General features: G+C 63.1%; 14 protein-coding genes and 2 tRNA genes. 12 read left to right on the forward strand and 4 right to left on the reverse strand.

Going from position 1 to position 17,369, the window contains the following annotated elements; all coding sequences use genetic code 11:
- Window positions 1-105 precede the first annotated feature (105 nt).
- The 8 genes from pqsH to FHW81_RS27125 all read left to right on the forward strand — a co-directional run bounded on the left by pqsH (window position 106) and on the right by FHW81_RS27125 (window position 9,421).
- The gene (gene pqsH / locus FHW81_RS27090) at window positions 106-1,254 is read left to right on the forward strand and encodes a 2-heptyl-3-hydroxy-4(1H)-quinolone synthase (protein WP_003119987.1); all 1,149 of its coding nucleotides are present in this window, start codon (window positions 106-108) and stop codon (window positions 1,252-1,254) included.
- A gap of 341 nt (window positions 1,255-1,595) precedes the next feature.
- On the forward strand, window positions 1,596-2,240 hold the full coding sequence (gacA, locus tag FHW81_RS27095) for a response regulator transcription factor GacA (protein ID WP_003090351.1): 645 nt from the start codon (window positions 1,596-1,598) through the stop codon (window positions 2,238-2,240).
- Window positions 2,241-4,067 (forward strand): excinuclease ABC subunit UvrC, encoded by a 1,827-nt coding sequence (gene uvrC / locus FHW81_RS27100; RefSeq protein ID WP_003162160.1) that lies wholly within the window; start codon window positions 2,241-2,243, stop codon window positions 4,065-4,067.
- A gap of 33 nt (window positions 4,068-4,100) precedes the next feature.
- Window positions 4,101-4,661, forward strand: coding sequence for a CDP-diacylglycerol--glycerol-3-phosphate 3-phosphatidyltransferase (gene pgsA / locus FHW81_RS27105; protein WP_003090349.1), 561 nt, complete (start codon window positions 4,101-4,103; stop codon window positions 4,659-4,661).
- Between the two features lie 68 nt (window positions 4,662-4,729).
- Window positions 4,730-4,805 (forward strand) — tRNA-Gly (locus FHW81_RS27110).
- A 650-nt stretch (window positions 4,806-5,455) separates the two neighbouring features.
- Window positions 5,456-8,434, forward strand: a complete 2,979-nt coding sequence (locus FHW81_RS27115) for an ATP-binding protein (protein ID WP_106120639.1) — start codon at window positions 5,456-5,458, stop codon at window positions 8,432-8,434.
- 90 nt (window positions 8,435-8,524) lie between these two features.
- Window positions 8,525-9,058, forward strand: coding sequence for a ProQ/FINO family protein (locus tag FHW81_RS27120; protein WP_003099002.1), 534 nt, complete (start codon window positions 8,525-8,527; stop codon window positions 9,056-9,058).
- A 289-nt stretch (window positions 9,059-9,347) separates the two neighbouring features.
- Window positions 9,348-9,421: transfer RNA gene (locus FHW81_RS27125), tRNA-Cys, on the forward strand.
- Window positions 9,422-9,812: 391 nt separating this feature from the next.
- Here FHW81_RS27125 and FHW81_RS27130 read toward each other — a convergent pair.
- Window positions 9,813-10,853 carry a hypothetical protein gene (locus FHW81_RS27130; RefSeq protein ID WP_003102461.1) on the reverse strand — a complete coding sequence of 347 codons (1,041 nt, stop codon included), beginning with the start codon at window positions 10,851-10,853 and terminating at the stop codon, window positions 9,813-9,815.
- A 423-nt stretch (window positions 10,854-11,276) separates the two neighbouring features.
- Here FHW81_RS27130 and FHW81_RS27135 point away from each other — a divergent pair, with 423 nt between their 5' ends.
- On the forward strand, window positions 11,277-11,867 hold the full coding sequence (locus tag FHW81_RS27135; RefSeq protein WP_012614078.1) for an NAD(P)H-dependent oxidoreductase: 591 nt from the start codon (window positions 11,277-11,279) through the stop codon (window positions 11,865-11,867).
- A 324-nt stretch (window positions 11,868-12,191) separates the two neighbouring features.
- On the forward strand, window positions 12,192-13,058 hold the full coding sequence (gene kynA, locus FHW81_RS27140) for a tryptophan 2,3-dioxygenase (RefSeq protein WP_003160422.1): 867 nt from the start codon (window positions 12,192-12,194) through the stop codon (window positions 13,056-13,058).
- Between the two features lie 31 nt (window positions 13,059-13,089).
- On the opposite strand, the gene FHW81_RS27145 is transcribed toward kynA, so the two are convergent.
- Together FHW81_RS27145 and FHW81_RS27150 are read right to left on the reverse strand one after the other, a co-directional pair.
- Entirely contained in the window at window positions 13,090-13,650 is a 561-nt protein-coding gene (locus FHW81_RS27145; protein WP_003102467.1) for a GNAT family N-acetyltransferase, read from the reverse strand.
- Window positions 13,651-13,664: 14 nt separating this feature from the next.
- Complete coding sequence (locus FHW81_RS27150) at window positions 13,665-14,102, reverse strand: Lrp/AsnC family transcriptional regulator (RefSeq protein WP_003102469.1); 438 nt, start codon at window positions 14,100-14,102, stop codon at window positions 13,665-13,667.
- A 132-nt stretch (window positions 14,103-14,234) separates the two neighbouring features.
- On the opposite strand from FHW81_RS27150, the gene FHW81_RS27155 reads away from it, so the two are divergent.
- Window positions 14,235-15,134 carry a DMT family transporter gene (locus tag FHW81_RS27155; protein ID WP_003116840.1) on the forward strand — a complete coding sequence of 300 codons (900 nt, stop codon included), beginning with the start codon at window positions 14,235-14,237 and terminating at the stop codon, window positions 15,132-15,134.
- Window positions 15,135-15,196: 62 nt separating this feature from the next.
- On the opposite strand, the gene FHW81_RS27160 is transcribed toward FHW81_RS27155, so the two are convergent.
- Window positions 15,197-15,799 carry a nitroreductase family protein gene (locus tag FHW81_RS27160; protein ID WP_003113348.1) on the reverse strand — a complete coding sequence of 201 codons (603 nt, stop codon included), beginning with the start codon at window positions 15,797-15,799 and terminating at the stop codon, window positions 15,197-15,199.
- Window positions 15,800-16,145: 346 nt separating this feature from the next.
- Between FHW81_RS27160 and alkB1 the strand changes: the two genes are divergently transcribed.
- Window positions 16,146-17,294 carry an alkane 1-monooxygenase AlkB1 gene (alkB1, locus tag FHW81_RS27165; protein ID WP_003102475.1) on the forward strand — a complete coding sequence of 383 codons (1,149 nt, stop codon included), beginning with the start codon at window positions 16,146-16,148 and terminating at the stop codon, window positions 17,292-17,294.
- The last annotated feature ends 75 nt before the right edge of the window (window positions 17,295-17,369 follow it).

Below are 17,369 nucleotides of genomic sequence, written 5' to 3' on the forward strand. Positions count from 1 at the left end.
TCGGTGGGCTGTCCGGGGCGGCTAGGATGGACATTTTCATCGTCTCGGGCAGGCCTGTCGCGACCGCGCGAAGTCGCGACGGATGCCGCTGCTAAGGAGCAACGGATGACCGTTCTTATCCAGGGGGCCGGGATCGCCGGCCTGGCGCTGGCGCGCGAATTCACCAAGGCAGGCATCGACTGGCTGCTGGTCGAGCGGGCCAGCGAGATCAGGCCCATCGGTACCGGCATCACCCTGGCGAGCAATGCGTTGACGGCGTTGTCCAGCACCCTGGATCTCGACCGGCTGTTCCGCCGTGGCATGCCGTTGGCCGGCATCAACGTATACGCCCACGACGGTTCGATGCTGATGTCGATGCCTTCCAGTCTGGGTGGGAGTTCCCGCGGCGGCCTGGCGTTGCAGCGCCACGAGCTGCATGCGGCGCTACTGGAGGGGCTGGATGAATCGCGCATTCGGGTCGGGGTCTCCATCGTGCAGATCCTCGACGGACTCGACCACGAACGCGTGACCCTGAGCGACGGCACTGTCCACGACTGTTCGCTGGTGGTCGGTGCGGATGGCATTCGTTCGAGCGTGCGACGTTATGTCTGGCCGGAGGCGACCTTGCGTCATTCCGGCGAAACCTGCTGGCGCCTGGTCGTTCCCCATCGGCTGGAGGACGCCGAGCTGGCGGGAGAGGTCTGGGGGCACGGCAAGCGCCTCGGCTTCATCCAGATCAGCCCGCGCGAGATGTATGTCTACGCGACCCTGAAGGTGCGCCGGGAGGAGCCCGAGGACGAGGAGGGCTTCGTCACCCCGCAACGGCTGGCCGCCCACTACGCGGACTTCGACGGCATCGGCGCGAGCATCGCCCGGCTCATACCGAGCGCCACCACGCTGGTGCACAACGACCTCGAGGAGTTGGCCGGCGCCTCCTGGTGCCGCGGACGGGTAGTGCTGATCGGCGACGCCGCACACGCCATGACGCCGAACCTGGGGCAGGGCGCGGCCATGGCCCTGGAGGACGCCTTCCTGCTGGCGCGCCTGTGGTGCCTGGCGCCGCGCGCCGAGACGCTGATCCTGTTCCAGCAGCAACGCGAGGCGCGGATCGAGTTCATCAGGAAGCAATCCTGGATCGTCGGCCGCCTTGGTCAGTGGGAATCGCCCTGGAGCGTCTGGCTGAGGAATACCCTCGTTCGCCTGGTGCCGAATGCCAGTCGCAGGCGCCTGCACCAGCGTCTTTTCACCGGTGTCGGTGAGATGGCCGCGCAGTAGCCGCCGGTGCCAGTGGCGTCTTGGTCGCCTGTTTTCGACTTCGGCGATGGTCGCTATGGAGGAGTCCCGGGCAACCAGGGCGCTTGCGCTTTACCAGGCCCGGCGTCGCTGGGCTCTCCACAGATTCGCCGGTTTTTGCTGCGATCCGGTCTGCCGCTCGCCGGGGGCTGGCGGTATACTTCGCAGCGCCCGTTCGATGCCGTCGAATGATGTTTCCATGACGCTTGATTTATGACGCCTTTGCGCCAAGCTAGGTCATGGGATGGCTTTCTGTTAAGGTTGCCGAAATCTCCTGGGGGCCCGTGTGGGCGGTTGTCTGCTAATGCGCGACGAGGTGCAGCGTGATTAAGGTGCTGGTGGTCGACGACCACGATCTGGTACGCACCGGTATTACCCGCATGCTGGCCGACATCGAAGGCTTGCAAGTGGTCGGCCAGGCCGACTGCGGTGAAGACTGTCTGAAACTGGCCCGCGAGCTGAAGCCGGATGTCGTCCTGATGGACGTGAAGATGCCCGGTATCGGCGGCCTGGAGGCAACCCGCAAGCTGCTGCGCAGCCAGCCCGACATCAAGGTCGTGGTAGTCACCGTCTGCGAAGAGGATCCGTTCCCCACCCGCCTCATGCAGGCCGGCGCCGCCGGCTACATGACCAAGGGCGCGGGGCTGGAGGAAATGGTCCAGGCGATTCGCCAGGTCTTCGCCGGCCAGCGCTATATCAGCCCGCAGATCGCCCAGCAACTGGCGCTGAAGTCCTTCCAGCCGCAGCAGCACGATTCCCCCTTCGATTCGCTGTCCGAGCGCGAGATCCAGATCGCCCTGATGATCGCCAACTGCCACAAGGTGCAGAGCATCTCCGACAAGCTGTGCCTGTCGCCGAAGACCGTGAATACCTATCGCTACCGCATCTTCGAGAAGCTCTCGATCACCAGCGACGTGGAGCTGGCGCTGCTCGCCGTCCGCCACGGCATGGTCGATGCCGCCAGCTAGATGAGCGCCGTTTTCGACGCAAGCGCTTTCCTCGCTACCTGCAGCAATCGTCCGGGCGTCTACCGCATGTTCGATGCGGACGCCAAGCTTCTCTACGTGGGCAAGGCGAAGAGCCTGAAGAAGCGCCTGGCCAGCTATTTCCGCAAGTCCGGCCTGGCGCCGAAGACCGCTGCGCTGGTGGCGCGGATCGCCCAGGTGGAAACCACCATCACCGCCAATGAAACCGAGGCGTTGCTGCTGGAGCAGACGCTGATCAAGGAGTGGCGGCCGCCCTACAACATCCTGCTGCGGGACGACAAGTCCTATCCCTTCGTGTTCCTCTCCAGCGAGGACGAGTATCCGCGGCTGTCCCTGCACCGTGGCGCGAAGAAGCGCAAGGGGCGTTACTTCGGTCCCTATCCGAGCGCGGGAGCGATCCGCGAGAGCCTCAACCTGCTGCAGAAGGCGTTTCTCGTCCGCCAGTGCGAGGACAGCTATTTCCGCAACCGTACGCGGCCCTGCCTGCAATACCAGATCAAGCGCTGCAAGGGGCCCTGCGTGGGGCTGGTCAGTCCTGAGGAGTACGCCGAGGACGTGCGCCACTCGGTGATGTTCCTCGAAGGAAAGAGCAACGCGCTGGCCGACGAGCTGAACGTCGGCATGGAGCAGGCGGCGATGCGCCTGGACTTCGAGAAGGCGGCGGAGTTGCGCGACCAGGTGGCGATCCTGCGGCGGGTCCAGGACCAGCAGAGCATGGAAGGTGGCAACGGCGACGTCGACATCGTCGCCGCCATCGTCACCCCTGGCGGCGCTTGCGTACACCTGATCAGCGTACGCGGCGGGCGGGTGCTGGGCAGCAAGAACTTCTTCCCGCAGGTCGCGATCGAGGAGGAGGTGGGCGAAGTGCTGCTGGCGTTCCTTGGCCAGTACTATCTCAGCCACCAGGAGCGCGACCTGCCGGCGGAGTTGATCGTCAACGTGACGCACGAGGATTTCCCGGTGCTGGTTTCGGCGATCGCCGAAGCGCGAGGCCGCGAACTGGAGATCAGCTACCGGGTGCGTGGTACCCGCGCACGCTGGCAGCAACTGGCGGTGACCAACGCCGAACAGGCCCTGGGCGCACGCCTGGCCAACCGCCAGCATGTGGCGGCACGCTTCGAAGCCCTTGCCGAGGCGCTCGACCTGGCGGAGCCGCCGCAACGCCTGGAGTGCTTCGATATCAGTCACTCCAGCGGCGAGGCCACCGTGGCTTCCTGCGTGGTGTTCGGCCCGGAAGGGCCGCTGAAGTCGGACTATCGCCGCTACAACATCGAAGGCGTCACGGCCGGCGACGACTACGCGGCGATGCACCAGGCGCTGACCCGCCGCTTCAGTCGCCTGAAGGACGGCGAGGGGAAGATGCCCGACATTCTCCTGGTGGATGGCGGCAAGGGGCAATTGGCCATGGCCCAGGAGGTGCTCCAGGAACTGGCGGTCGCCGGTCTGATCCTGCTCGGCGTGGCCAAGGGCGTGACCCGCAAGCCGGGGCTGGAAACCCTCTACCTGAACGATGCCTCCCACGAGTTCACCCTGCCGGCCGATTCGCCGGCGCTGCACCTGATCCAGCAGATACGTGACGAAGCGCACCGTTTCGCCATCACCGGCCACCGTGCGCGGCGCGGCAAGGCACGGCGGACGTCGACGCTGGAGGACGTCCCTGGCGTCGGCCCGAAACGTCGGCGCGACCTGCTCAAGCATTTCGGCGGGTTGCAGGAATTGTCGCGGGCGAGTATCGATGAACTGGCCAAAGCCCCCGGTATCAGTAAAAAGCTTGCCGAGCAGATTTATGCCGTCCTGCACAGCGAGTAGAATGCCGGCTCACCTCGCAGCCTAGATGGTCCGATGAATATCCCCAATCTGCTCACGTTACTGCGCGTCCTGCTCATTCCGATCTTCATTCTGCTGTTCTATCTGCCGACGTCCTGGAGCTACCTGACCGCCAGTGCCGTGTTCGCCCTGGCCGCCGCCACCGACTGGCTGGACGGCTACCTCGCCCGGCGCCTCGGCCAGAGCACGCCGTTCGGCGCCTTCCTCGACCCGGTCGCGGACAAGCTGATGGTGGCGGTTGCGCTGGTCTTGCTGGTGGAAGAGCACGCCAACCTGTGGCTGACCCTGCCGGCGGTGATCATCATCGGCCGCGAGATCGTGGTTTCCGCCTTGCGTGAGTGGATGGCCGAACTGGGGGCGAGGGCGCAGGTCGCGGTGTCCAACCTGGGCAAGTGGAAGACCGCGGCGCAGATGCTGGCGCTGGTCATTCTCCTGGCGAATCCGCCGCTGATGACCTTCTGGGTGATTCTCGGCTACGTGCTGCTGATCATCTCCGCGGCGCTGACCCTGTGGTCCATGGTGCACTACCTGCTGGCCGCATGGCCGCATCTCTCGACTACCCCGAAAGAGAAATAAACTTTTTTGAATCAAGGAGTTGACACGGCGCCGCGATGCTATAGAATGGCGTCCGTCACCAAGACGATGCGGGAATAGCTCAGTTGGTAGAGCACGACCTTGCCAAGGTCGGGGTCGCGAGTTCGAGTCTCGTTTCCCGCTCCAAATATAGATCTATAGAGTTCCAATGAAGTCTGTAGATCATTGAGAAAGGGCCTTCGGGCCCTTTTTTCGTTCCGCCTCCAAGTCCCGTACCCGTTCGTGGAGCGTCCGCGCCGAGGGGCGGTTCTCCTTGCCGCTTTCCCGGCGACCGGGGCCGTACGTTTCGCGAAGCCCTTCGTCTCGCCAGCGAGGCGGCTTGCCGCAAGATGCTGCCTCGGCACATCAGAAGTGTGGCTGTCGCACTCCAGGGGGGCTCGATTCATTGCACCTTGGACCCGTGCGCCTGTTGCTTTGGCTGCCACGTTCGACCGAGCCGTCCCAAGGCCAGCGCTTCGGTATCGCAGCGCTTCGACGACCACTGAGAAGGTCGGCGAAGGTTGCCTCTGACTTGGGTGATGGAGGTAATAGCCCGGGAATGGATCGCACCAGCCTTCCAGCACGCTACCAGGTTGCCCTCGGCGATGTGCGGCTCGAACTGGGCTTTCGAGTGCAGGCATGCCACGGCCAGTGCGCACGTCATCGCAAGCGGCTTCATCGATCCAGCCGGCGACGCGAAAGAGTCGAGGGTTTTCGCGAGCCGGGCATAAGGCGGCTGCCAGAGCGAGTGTCGACAGGCGTGGGTTCCTGGGAAAAGTATCCATCTACCTGCTAACATGGCGGCATCGTTGCCGATGTATCCGCAGGCTCCGGGTCGCGGATGCGCTGCTTTCTGTCCGGCCGGAGAACTTTGCCATCGTAGACTCGACATGCTGACAAGGTCGTTGCTGTCCGCGGTCTTTTGCCTGTTGCTGATCGCTCTGCAGCCGCTGCCCGTCGAAGCCGAATCCATCCTGCCGGATGGGCGTACGACGACAACGATGCGTCCCTGGCTCGATAAACGAGCCAGGCAGTGGCTGGATGCACGGGAGCCGCTGACGGTAGGCGTGGTTTCCCCCGACTATCCGCCGTTGTCCATCTTCTACGCAGGCTCCTACAAGGGCTTCACGGCCGATTACCTGGCCTTGGTGTTCGAGCGGCCGTTGCGCGTCAGGGACTTTCCGTCGCGGCAGGCGGCAATCGACGCGTTGTCGCAAGGGGAGATCGACCTGCTTGGCGTCGGTAGCGAGGTCGAGGCCCGACAACACGGCTTGCTGGCATCCGCTGCGTATCTTTCCGACCGGCCGGTACTGGTGTCTTCCAGCGGTGCCCCGTTCGATTCGCAGGCGGAGTCCTGGCTGGCCACGGTCAAGGGCTATCTTCCCGCCGAACGTATCAAGGCTGCCTATCCGCACAGCAGGATCATCTGGTTCGACTCGCCGCAGCTTGCCCTGGAAGCGCTGAGCATGGGGGATGTCGATGGCGTGCTGGGGGACGCAGTTTCCACGCACTACCTCATCCAGACCCATTACCTGCTGAACTTGCGCATCGAGAACTTCGCACCCATCGACAGCCAGGGTTTCCGTTTCCTGCTCCGGCCAGGTGACGAACCTCTGCTCGCGCTCATCGATCGCGCCCTGCCGCATATTAGCGGGCGCTACGGCGACGAACTGTTGCGCAGCTGGAGCGCCGGGAGGCGCCTGCGCTTCGACGATCCCCGGGTGACGCTGTCGCCGGCGGAACAGCGTTGGCTCTCCGCGCACCCGGTCGTGCCGGTGGTGATCAACCATTCCCTTGGCGCGCTCGGGCAACTGGATAACGAGGGGAGGCTGAGTGGTATCGGGCGTGACTATCTGGACCTGATCGGCAAGCGCAGTGGCCTGCGGTTTTCCTTCACTGGAGCACGCAACTTCGTCGAGACGAAAAGCCGACTGGATGCGGGGGAGGCATTGGTTACGCCGACCATGCCTTCGTCGGAGCGCTTCGATTCCGGCCTCGAAGTGCTGACGCCCTATCTACGCAGCACCACGGTGCTGATGGGCGCCCGCCAGGGTGGCCGGGATGAAAGGGTGGGGCGTGTCCATGGCCTCGCGGACCTGGCGGGCAAGCGATTGGCGACGACGATTGGCTACTTTCTCAACGACTTCATTCGACGCGAGCACCCGGAGATCAAGCTCCAGGTCTATCCGACCTTCCTCGCCGCCATGCGCAGCGTAGACGCCGGCCAGAGCGAGGCCGCCATCAGCAGCGACTATACCGGTCGCTATCTGTCCGCCCAGCATTTCGACAACCGGATCCAGGTCGTCGGTATCCTCGATGACCTCTCCATCCCGATCAGCATCGGCGTGGCGAGGAACCAGCCGGAGCTGCGGGGCATCCTGGAGAAGGCCCAGGTGGCGATCGCTCCGGAAGAAGTGGCGGAAATCCTCCACCGCTGGGAGCCTCGCTTCGCCAAGGGAGGGGCGGACTTCTGGCGCGATCACCGGAGCAAGATTCTGCAGATCGGCGGATTGTTCGGCGTACTGATTTCCATCTCCCTCATCTGGGGTTTCTACCTGATGCGCCAGGTGCGCAAGACCCGCCAGGCAGAAGAGCAAGCCGACGCTGCCAACCGTGCCAAGAGCGTGTTTCTTTCGACGATGAGTCACGAGATCCGCACGCCATTGAATGCGGTCATCGGCCTGCAGGAACTGGTGCTGAAAAAGGGCGAGAAGGGCGTGTTGGACCTAGATTCGCTGAGCATTGCCCAGGAGGCGGCCCAGGGGTTGCTGCTTCTGCTGGGCAATATTCTCGATTTGTCGCGGATCGAATCCGGTCGGTTCGATTCAGCTCCCGAACCAGTGCTTCCTGGCGAGTTGATCAGAGGAATCCTGCCGTTGGTTGGTGGGCTGACGCGGCAGAAGAATCTTTCCCTGGCACTGGAACTCGACGGGGATCTCGAGCATTGGGTGCTGGTGGATCCCCTGCATTTCAAGCAGGTGTTGTTCAACCTGCTGGGCAATGCCATCAAGTTCACCGAGCGCGGAGGGGTAACGGTGCGGGCGGTGGGGCGGCGCGAGGCGGAGAGGCTTCATTTGCTGCTCGAGGTAAGCGACACCGGCCTCGGTATTTCGGAGGAGGACCAGGCCAGGCTGTTCCGGCCATTCTCGCAGGTCGGCTCTCCTGCGCTTGGCCAGGCGTCCGGCAGCGGCCTGGGGCTGTACATCAGCCGACGCCTGGTGCACCTGATGGGCGGCCAGATCAGCCTGCGCAGCGAACTGGGCAACGGCTCCTGCTTCTCGGTCGAGTTCGATCTTCCGCTGACCGGGCCTCCGCCCAGCGAGTCCAGCGAAGCGCGTTCCGGAGTTGCCGAGGTCGAGGAGCAGAAAGAGGCAAGGGCGCTCTCGATCTTGCTTGCGGAAGACCATCCGTTCAATCGGCTGACCCTGACCATGCAATTGGAAAGCCTTGGGCACCGGGTGACCTCCACGGAAGATGGCGAGGAAGCATTCGAACGTTGGCAGGGCGAAGACTTCGATGTCGTGATTACCGACGGCATGATGCCGCGGATGGATGGCTACGAGCTGGCGCGACGTATCCGGTCGCAAGAGGCCCTTGGCGGTCGGCGTCGCTGCTTGGTGATAGCGCTTACCGCCAGCGCCGAGAAGGATGCGCTGGAGCGTTGCCTGGCTGCCGGCATGGACCGGGTCCTGTTCAAGCCGACTACGCTCGATGAGCTCGCTCGGGCGCTGAACGGGGGAGAGCCGCTCATGCCTACGAGCGTCGATTCGCAATGAAAGTGCCCGACTGGTTGCCGTTTTGCGTGCCGCGAGCGGATGTATCGGGTAATCTCTCGCAGAAATGAACCAGCACTAGTGAAGCGAACGATGGGTTTTGAACAACTTGCCGAGCTGAGAGACCGTCTGCGCGCACAGGCGGCGCAGGCGAAACCGGCTCAAACCAAAAGCTCCGCGGGACGCGCGAAGAAACGTGAAGCCGTCGAGCCGGGAGTCGAGGCTATCTGGAGGCTGCAACGGCATTTTCCGCTGGCGTTTCCGAAAAGTCCCGCGGCCAAGGTTCCGCTCAAGCAGGGTATTCTCCAGGATGCGCAGCAGCACCTCGAACTACTGGGAATCACCGCCGAACAACTGAAACAGGCCATCGCCACCTGGTGCCAGGGCAGCCGCTACTGGAGTTGCATGGTGGAAGATGCGCCGCGACTGGATCTGCAAGGCCAGGTTGCCGGCAAGGTAACCGCCGAGCAGGCGGTGTATGCGCGGCGGCAGGCGTCTCGCCGGCAGCGCGAGCAGATGCGCGAGAAGCGCGCCAAGCGTGCACAGGCGGGTGGCGAAGCGCCGGCCGCCACGGAGGCGCCGACGCCTGAAGCGCCCGCAACCGAAGCGAGCCCCGAGGCGAACTGATCGCCGGGGCAGGGCGCGTCGGATCCTGGCGCGCTCCTCGGTTGCCGGTCGCTGCGGGCCCATTTCGCGGACGTCTGGGCCCGTTTCTCCCGGCTTGTGCTACGCAATAGCCTGATCTGCAAAGTTTTTTTCGTAGAGCGCTTGCCAAGCTCGGCGAATCCGTCCATAATTGCGTCCATTCCAGCGATGGGTGAGCTAAAAATCTTTTGAAATCAAAGGGTTATAAGTTCAAAATCGCGCCAGGAAAGAAATTTCAGCGATATGCCAAACGCATGTCGCTTCGCTCAAAGGCTGAGTAGCAGAGTGGTTATGCACCGGATTGCAAATCCGTGAACGCCGGTTCGATTCCGACCTCAGCCTCCAACAGGAAAGCCCCGTAGCTCAGTGAGTTACGGGGCTTTTTTCTTTCCTGTCCGGTATTGCTGAAGCAAGTTCCTTGGGGTGCCCCCATAACGCTTTCATACTTTTACGGTCTCGCAACCGCCTCCCTTTCCCGATAACCGCTCCGTAATTGCTACTTTCCCGGAGTGTCCGAGGAGTACCCCAGCACCTGTCACGTTTTCGGCCGTTGCCTGCAATCCAGCCCCGTGCGCGGCTTTCATCTGGACGCAAGATCCGGTCTGGGTCGGTCATCGGCTGGTCGTCATCGAACATGACCAGCCGAGCCGGTCTGTCCTGCCGCCTGCCTTCCGGGCCTCTATCGATCAACCGTTGTGGCGACCGCGAGCGGAAGGCGCTCGGCGGAGGGCCCGTTTCATCTTGCCTTGCGTTTCAAGGAAACCGGCAGGCCCCAGGTCAGGTCTTCCATGCCTGCTTCGCCGAGTATCTCGGTTTTCATCGGCTGGATGCGCGCGAGCACCTGGCGGCCCGTTTCATCCAGCCTTGGCTGCTCGCGATCGATGAACCTTTTCGTCAGCTCCATGGGCGCTGGCCTCATGAAGACCTGGATATCCTGCAAGGCGCACTTGATGTTTTGCGTGTCCACGGCCTTGCAGGTCTTCCTGTCATAGCTCACGGCCGGGGTCTTCAAGTGGAACCGATCGCTGAGCAGGATCTGCCCAGGCTGAATGGTGAAGGACAGCGGGGCATAGGCGTCGGGTATCTGCGCTTGCAGCTTGATGGAGGGAACGTCCTCGATCTTCGTGCCTTCGGCCCAACCGGCATCCGAGACCATTTCCCGCTGGCTGTATTGCTGCTCGGTCCAGCCCACGCATTGGCCGGAGGCCATGTGCACGGCGCTGCAGACATTCTGTGTGTAGGTTTTATCTGCATAGGAGGCGTCGCGCCAGTAGTTCTCCTTCACGAACCGGCGATACAGCACGGCGGACAGGTTCACCGAACCAAGTGGGCTGGCAGCCGGCTGCCCCTTTGGCGCCTTGATCTGGGCAAGGGTGCTGTCGATCTTGTAGTCGATCCCTCCGGACAGCAGGTAGGTTCCCGGCGGGACGATGTTGACCTCGAGGAAGTCCCACAGATAGACGGCTTCCTTGATCTTCTCCAGGTCGTTGTTGGCAAAGGCCTGCATGTAGGCGATCCCGGGCACGTCCTTATTCTTGAATATGACCCGATGCGAGTAGCTGGAGAGGTCCGTCACGCTCTTGTTGGGCATGAGTGCCGGTACCAGCACCACGGACATACCTTCGCGGGTAGCCTCATCGATCATGTTCAGGAGCTGGTTGGTGGGGTTCTGCTGGGAGCCGCCGAGTCCGGCGTTGCCTAGGGAGGCGCAGGCTGACAACAGGCTTGCCGGGAGCAGGATCGCGAAGGGGCTCAGACGCCGAGCGATGGTTTTCATGAGATATCCTTATCTATACGGGCCAATGACTTAAGGCGAGTGCGGGAAGAATCCTAATCTACTCCTTGCGGATTCCCAAGGAGCGTTCGTCCCGCGCGTAGGAAGGAGCGTTTGAGTCGAGCGCGTCACAGCCTGTTGCTGCAATCCTGGGTACTCACATGCGTTCGAATGCTGGCGAGCCAGTGCGTACTGCGTTGGTGATGGCTCGCTGCGGGTAGAGTTCGTGCCGGTCATCGAGGGCTGGCTGCGTGGGGGCGCAATGAAGACGCGCATCCCAGCTCTTCTGGCGATTCGTGAGTGCGGATCAAATCTGTTTTACCGCCGAACGACTTTTTCCGTTCCCTGCGCCTATCTAACCTGCCGCTCTCTTCAACCCGGGATCGGCAGGCATCTCCGCTGCGGTTCCAGCATGTACGGAACACCATGAAAAACATTCTCCTGCTCAACGGCGGAAAGCGTTTCGCCCATTCCGACGGTCGCCTCAACCAGACCCTGCACGAAACCGCCCTGGCCCATCTGGACCGCCGTGGCTTCGACCTGCGCCAGACCCTCATCGACGGTGGCTATGACATCCCGACGGAGGTGGACAAGTTCCTCTGGGCCGACGTGGTGATCTACCAGATGCCCGGCTGGTGGATGGGCGCGCCATGGACAGTGAAGCGCTACATCGACGAAGTCTTCACGGCCGGACACGGCAGCCTCTATGCCAACGACGGTCGTACCCGCTCCGACAGCACGCAGAAATATGGCAGCGGCGGTCTGGTGCAGGGCAAGCGCTACATGATCTCGGCGACCTGGAATGCACCACGGCAGGCGTTCGACGATCCGAGCGACTTCTTCGAAGGGAAAGGCGTGGATGCGGTGTATTTCCCCTTCCACAAGGCCAACCAGTTCCTCGGCATGTCCGGCCTGCCGACGTTCCTCGCGGTGGATGTGATGAAGCGCCCGGACGTCCCGGCTACCGTCGCTGCCTACCAGGCGCACCTGGACAGGGTGTTCGGGCGCGCCGGCTGAGTTCGACGGCGAGCCTCGTGTCGCTTCGCTGGATGGAGTGGCGGGTCGAAATCCAGGCTCTCGGGACGAGGCCTAATGGTCACGGATCCGCTATCCGGGCTTTTCTCGGCCACGACCCGCGAGTGATCCGAAATTCGATTTTTCCATCGATCCGTCGAATTAGATTTCATCGGGGACGGGCAGGAAAGGATGCTTTGCACGAATATTCGAATGGGCGCATCGTAAAATGAGCGCGCTTCGACCGTGTCGAAGCCACCCCCGACAACGTTGCCGGCAGGTCGCTCATCGACTTCCGACGCCTGCCGCCGAATTCAGGAGATTCACATGTGTCCTTGCCCTCACTCCCAGACCCAGGGAGAAACGGACGGAGAGGCTGAGTGGCATAACGCCGCCCTGGACTTCACCCATGCGATGAGCTACGGCGATTACCTGAAGCTGGAGAAGGTCCTGGACGCCCAGTTCCCGCTTTCGCCCGACCACAACGAAATGCTGTTCATCATCCAGCACCAGACCTCGGAGCTATGGATGAAGCTGATGCTCCACGAACTGCGGGCCGCCCGGGAGCACGTCAAGTCAGGCAAGCTCGGTCCGGCGCTGAAAATGCTCGCCAGGGTCTCGCGGATCTTCGACCAGCTGGTACACGCCTGGGCGGTGCTGGCGACCATGACGCCGACCGAGTACAACACCATCCGCCCGTACCTGGGCCAGTCTTCCGGTTTCCAGTCCTACCAGTACCGCGAGATCGAATTCATCCTCGGCAACAAGAACGCCACCCTGCTCAAGCCCCATGCTCACCGTGCCGAGCTGCTGGCGGCCCTGGAGCAGGCCCTGCATACGCCGTCGCTATACGACGAAGCGATCCGCCTGATGGCCGCCCAGGGGTTGCCGGTAAGCCAGGAGCGGCTCGCCCGGGACGCGGCGGCCGGCACCTGTTACGAGGCCTCGGTGGAGGCGGCGTGGCGACAGGTCTACCAGGCGCCGGAACGCTACTGGGACCTGTATCAGCTGGCGGAGAAACTGATCGACCTGGAGGACTCGTTCCGCCAGTGGCGCTTCCGTCACGTGACCACGGTGGAGCGCATCATCGGTTTCAAACCCGGCACGGGCGGAACCGAGGGAGTGGGGTATCTGCGCAGCATGCTCGATACCATCCTCTTCCCCGAACTGTGGCGGCTCCGTTCCAACCTGTAGTACCGGATGAGGCGCAGCATCCGCCTGCGCCTCAGTCGTTGCCGGCGCCTCCCGCCGCCCACTCTTGCCGCAAAAGCCCCATGAGAACGACATTCCAGCGTTCCCGGCCGACCCGGGTGGCGGAGCGGCGCAAGCCTTCTTCGCGGAACCCCGCGCGTCGATAGAGATGACGGGCGGCAGCGTTCCAGTCGTACACGTTCAATTCAACGCGCTCGATGTCGGCGTCGGCGAAGGCCTCGGCGAGCAGCGCCTCCAGCATCGGCAGCCCCAGGCCCTGGCCGCGCGCGCTTGGCGCCAGGGCTATGCGAGCCAGGCGGACGACGCCGTTGCGGCGGTCGAACAGCAACTGGCAATGGCCGATGACCTGGTCATCCCGGCAAGCGCTCCAGAGCAGGCGCAGCGGCGGTCGCCGGCGGCTTTCCGCGAGGTCTTCATGCATCTGCTCGAGGCTCAGCGGATGCCGCAGGGCGGGGCCGGCCCATTGCACCAGCTCCTTTTCCGTGGCGAACCAGCGTTGCAGGATTGGGAAGTGTTCCAGCTGGAACGGGACGAGTTGCAGTTCCGGGACGGAACCCGTGCCGGGTGTGGGCATGCGGAGTGCCTCGCTCAGGTCATCGGGGGGAGCCGGCGTTTAACCGGGGACTTCTTGACGATGGCGGTGTTGGTTTCCGCGTAGCCGTTGATCCTGTCCAGCAGCGTGTCGAGCTGTTCCATCGAACGAACCTGGAGGCGGGCGATGAAGCAGTCGTCACCGGTGACCTTGTCGCACTCGGTGAACTCGGCGATGTCCTGGATCTGTCGCTCGACCTCGTGCAGCCTGCCGGGCAGGGGGCGGATGCGCACGATCGCCTGGAACTGGTAGCCGAAACAGCGGGGGTCGACATCCAGGGTGTAGCCGCGGATCACGCCGCGTTCTTCCAGCTTGCGCAGGCGTTCGGCGACGCTCGGGGCCGATAGCCCGCTGACCTGGGCGAGAGCCTTGAGGGACAGTCGCGAGTCAGCCATGAGGGCGTTGATCAGGCGTTGGTCGATGTCGTCGGTCATGTCGGCCTCGAAAGTTTTTTTTCAAAATAGCCCTGATAAAAAAGGTCGTCACGGGTTTTTGCCTGAGTAATGCGATGGAGGGCTGGAAGACGACTTTGGATAATCATAGGCCTGTCTTGCGGGAGAGCGCCCATGAACGATCCGATCCGTCGCGGTACGCTGGAAATGACTTCGGCCATGCTGATCTGCGGCACCATTGGCTGGCTGGTGCTGCTCTCCGGGCAGCCCGTGCTGGACGTGGTGTTCTGGCGCTGCGTATTCGGTTTCGCCACGCTGCTGGTCGCCTGTGCCGCGCTGGGTTTCCTGCGCCGCGGCAGCCTGGGGCGCGAGGCGTTCCTGCTGGCGCTCCTCAGCGGGGTGTTCATCGTCGGCAACTGGGTATTGCTGTTCGCATCCTACTCACGGGCTTCGATCGCCATCGGTACCGCGGTCTACAACGTCCAGCCGTTCATGCTGGTGGGGCTAGGCGCGGTGTTTCTCGGCGAGAAGGTCACGGCGCGCAAGCTGGGCTGGCTGGGGCTTTCGTTCGCCGGCATGCTGGCGATCGTCAGCGCCCACGGCGACAGCGACGCCCCGCGCGGGGACTACCTGTTCGGTATCCTCCTGGCGCTCGCTGCCGCGCTGCTGTATGCCTTTGCCGCGCTGATCGTGAAGCGCCTGCAAGGCACGCCGCCGCATCTTATCGCCTTGATCCAGGTGGGCACCGGCGTGCTGATGCTCGCACCGCTGGCGAACCTTGCCGAACTGCCCCGGCACGTTGCTCCCTGGGCCAGCCTGGCGACCCTGGGAATCGTCCATACCGGGCTGATGTACGTACTGCTCTACGGCGCCATTCAGAAATTGCCGACGGCGCTGACCGGTGCCTTGTCCTTCATCTATCCGGTCGCGGCGATCCTGGTGGACTGGCTGGTCTTCGAACATCGCCTGAGCCTGGCCCAGTGGCTTGGCGTGGCTGCCATCCTGCTCGCCGCGGCGGGCATGCAGCAGGGTTGGAGCGTGCGCCTGCCGAGGCCGGCGGTGCGTCGCGGCTGAGGCGCGGGGGAAAGAAAAAGCCCCGCGACGAGGCGGGGCTTTTCTACGGCGATCTCGGCCGATCAGTTGCCGAAGACCTTGAAGCGTTCGCTTTCGGCGATGAAGGCTTTCTCGCCCGCCGGAGCGGCGATGGCGCCGAAAGGCATCTGTGCGCGCAGCTTCCAGCTTTCCGGCAGGTTCCAGGTCTTGTGGGTCTGCGCATCTACCAGCGGGTTGTAGTGCTGCAGGCTGGCGCCGACCTTGTGCTCGGCGAGGGCGGTCCAGACCGCGAACTGGGCCATGCCGCTGGCCTGCTCCGACCACACCGGGAAGTTGTCGGCGTAGAGGGCGAACTGCTCCTGAAGCTGGCGCACTACCGTCTGGTCTTCGAAGAACAGTACGGTGCCGGCACCGGCGGCGAAGGAATTGAGCTTGGTTTCGGTGGCGGCGAAAGCGTCGGCGGGAACGATCTTCTTCAACTCGTCCTTGGCGATGTTCCAGAACTGCTCGTGCTCGGCGCCGAACAGGACGACCACCCGCGAGCTCTGCGAGTTGAACGCGGAAGGGCTGTGCGAGACGGCCTCCTTGACCAGTTCGACGATTTTCTCCTGGGAGACGGGCAGTTGCTTGTCCAGGGCGTAGATGGTGCGGCGGTTCTTGATGGAGGAGAGGAATGCGTCAGACATCGTGAGGCTCCTTGTTTGGAAATTGGATTCGATATTAGCGACGGCCTCGATGAGATCAATGGGAAATAACCGGTGATTCCTATCGGCTGATGCGATGGATACCCGGCTTCTCCAGGAAAGCCGGGTATCCACGGTCCAGCGCGGCCGGCAGCGAGAGACGGCAAGTACGGATGAAAATGGAATATCGAGAAAGTCGATGGGCATAAAACCGCGAGGACTTGGCCTTTGATTCAGGTCAAGCAGGGTGAAGGCGGGGGAGGCGGCCAACCTTTAGTGATGGTGACCTGGCAGCCCGGCTCGGTGATGGTTCGATTGTAGGATTGTCGGACAAAAACTGGAGCGCACGATGTTTGAAAATTTCTCTCCCAGCACCATGCTGGCCATCAAGAAGTACGCCTATTGGCTCTGGCTGCTGCTGGCGTTGTCCATGCCGTTCAACTACTGGATGGCCCAGGACAGCGCACATCCGGCCTTCTGGGCATTTTCCCTGGTGATTGCGGTATTCGGCATCGGGCCGCTGCTGGACATGCTGTTCGGCCGCGACCCGGCCAACCCCGACGAGGAAACGCAGACGCCGCAGTTGCTCGGCCAGGGCTATTACGTATTGCTGACCCTGGCCACGGTGCCGGTGCTCATCGGTACGCTGGTGTGGGCCGCTGGCGTGTTCGTCGCTTTCCAGGAGTGGGGCTGGCTCGGCCGGTTGGGCTGGATCCTCTCGATGGGCACGGTGATGGGAGCGGTGGGGATCGTCGTCGCCCATGAGCTGATCCACAAGGACTCGGCGCTGGAGCAGGCTGCCGGCGGCATTCTGCTGGCCGCCGTGTGCTACGCGGGGTTCAAGGTCGAGCATGTGCGCGGCCACCATGTGCATGTGTCTACGCCGGAGGACGCTTCGTCGGCGCGTTTCGGCCAGTCGGTCTACCAGTTCCTGCCGCATGCCTACAAGTACAACTTCCTCAACGCCTGGCGCCTTGAAGCGGTGCGGCTGCGCAAGAAGGGCCTGCCGGTGTTCGGCTGGCAGAACGAACTGATCTGGTGGTACCTGCTGAGCCTGGCGTTGCTGGTCGGTTTCGGTTGGGCGTTCGGCTGGCTGGGGATGGTTTTCTTCCTTGGCCAAGCGTTCGTCGCGGTGACCCTGCTGGAGATCATCAACTACGTCGAGCACTACGGCCTGCATCGGCGAAAGGGCGAGGACGGGCGCTACGAGCGGACCAACCATACCCACTCCTGGAACAGCAACTTCGTCTTCACCAACCTGGTCCTGTTCCATCTGCAACGGCATTCCGACCATCATGCCTTCGCCAAACGCCCCTATCAGGTCCTCCGTCATTATGACGATAGCCCGCAGATGCCCAGCGGTTATGCCGGGATGGTGGTGCTGGCGCTGATCCCGCCGCTGTGGCGGGCGGTCATGGACCCCAAGGTGCGGGCCTACTATGCGGGCGAAGAGTTCCAGTTGACGGCCGAACAGAGCGAGCGGCCGGCAGCTTCCTGAGAATGGCCGGCGTCCCCGCTCCGTGCCCGAATAGCTCTTCGTTCGGGCAATCCCGCCTTGCCTGGGGTTGACTAT

It is taken from the genome of Pseudomonas sp. RC10-4-2, assembly GCF_050433085.1.
GTDB classification, from domain to species: Bacteria; Pseudomonadota; Gammaproteobacteria; order Pseudomonadales; family Pseudomonadaceae; genus Pseudomonas; species Pseudomonas aeruginosa.

Bases quoted from the DNA above. Each gene is read 5' to 3' on its own strand.
- FHW81_RS27150 (WP_003102469.1), bottom strand. From the start codon at position 14,102: ATGACCGACGACATCGACCAACGCCTGATCAACGCCCTCATGGCTGAC.
- FHW81_RS27130 (WP_003102461.1), bottom strand. From the start codon at position 10,853: ATGAAAACCATCGCTCGGCGTCTGAGCCCCTTCGCGATCCTGCTCCCG.
- uvrC (WP_003162160.1), top strand. From the start codon at position 2,241: ATGAGCGCCGTTTTCGACGCAAGCGCTTTCCTCGCTACCTGCAGCAAT.
- FHW81_RS27135 (WP_012614078.1), top strand. From the start codon at position 11,277: ATGAAAAACATTCTCCTGCTCAACGGCGGAAAGCGTTTCGCCCATTCC.
- FHW81_RS27145 (WP_003102467.1), bottom strand. From the start codon at position 13,650: ATGCCCACACCCGGCACGGGTTCCGTCCCGGAACTGCAACTCGTCCCG.
- FHW81_RS27120 (WP_003099002.1), top strand. From the start codon at position 8,525: ATGGGTTTTGAACAACTTGCCGAGCTGAGAGACCGTCTGCGCGCACAG.
- FHW81_RS27160 (WP_003113348.1), bottom strand. From the start codon at position 15,799: ATGTCTGACGCATTCCTCTCCTCCATCAAGAACCGCCGCACCATCTAC.
- pqsH (WP_003119987.1), top strand. From the start codon at position 106: ATGACCGTTCTTATCCAGGGGGCCGGGATCGCCGGCCTGGCGCTGGCG.
- alkB1 (WP_003102475.1), top strand. From the start codon at position 16,146: ATGTTTGAAAATTTCTCTCCCAGCACCATGCTGGCCATCAAGAAGTAC.
- pgsA (WP_003090349.1), top strand. From the start codon at position 4,101: ATGAATATCCCCAATCTGCTCACGTTACTGCGCGTCCTGCTCATTCCG.
- FHW81_RS27115 (WP_106120639.1), top strand. From the start codon at position 5,456: ATGGCGGCATCGTTGCCGATGTATCCGCAGGCTCCGGGTCGCGGATGC.
- FHW81_RS27155 (WP_003116840.1), top strand. From the start codon at position 14,235: ATGAACGATCCGATCCGTCGCGGTACGCTGGAAATGACTTCGGCCATG.
- kynA (WP_003160422.1), top strand. From the start codon at position 12,192: ATGTGTCCTTGCCCTCACTCCCAGACCCAGGGAGAAACGGACGGAGAG.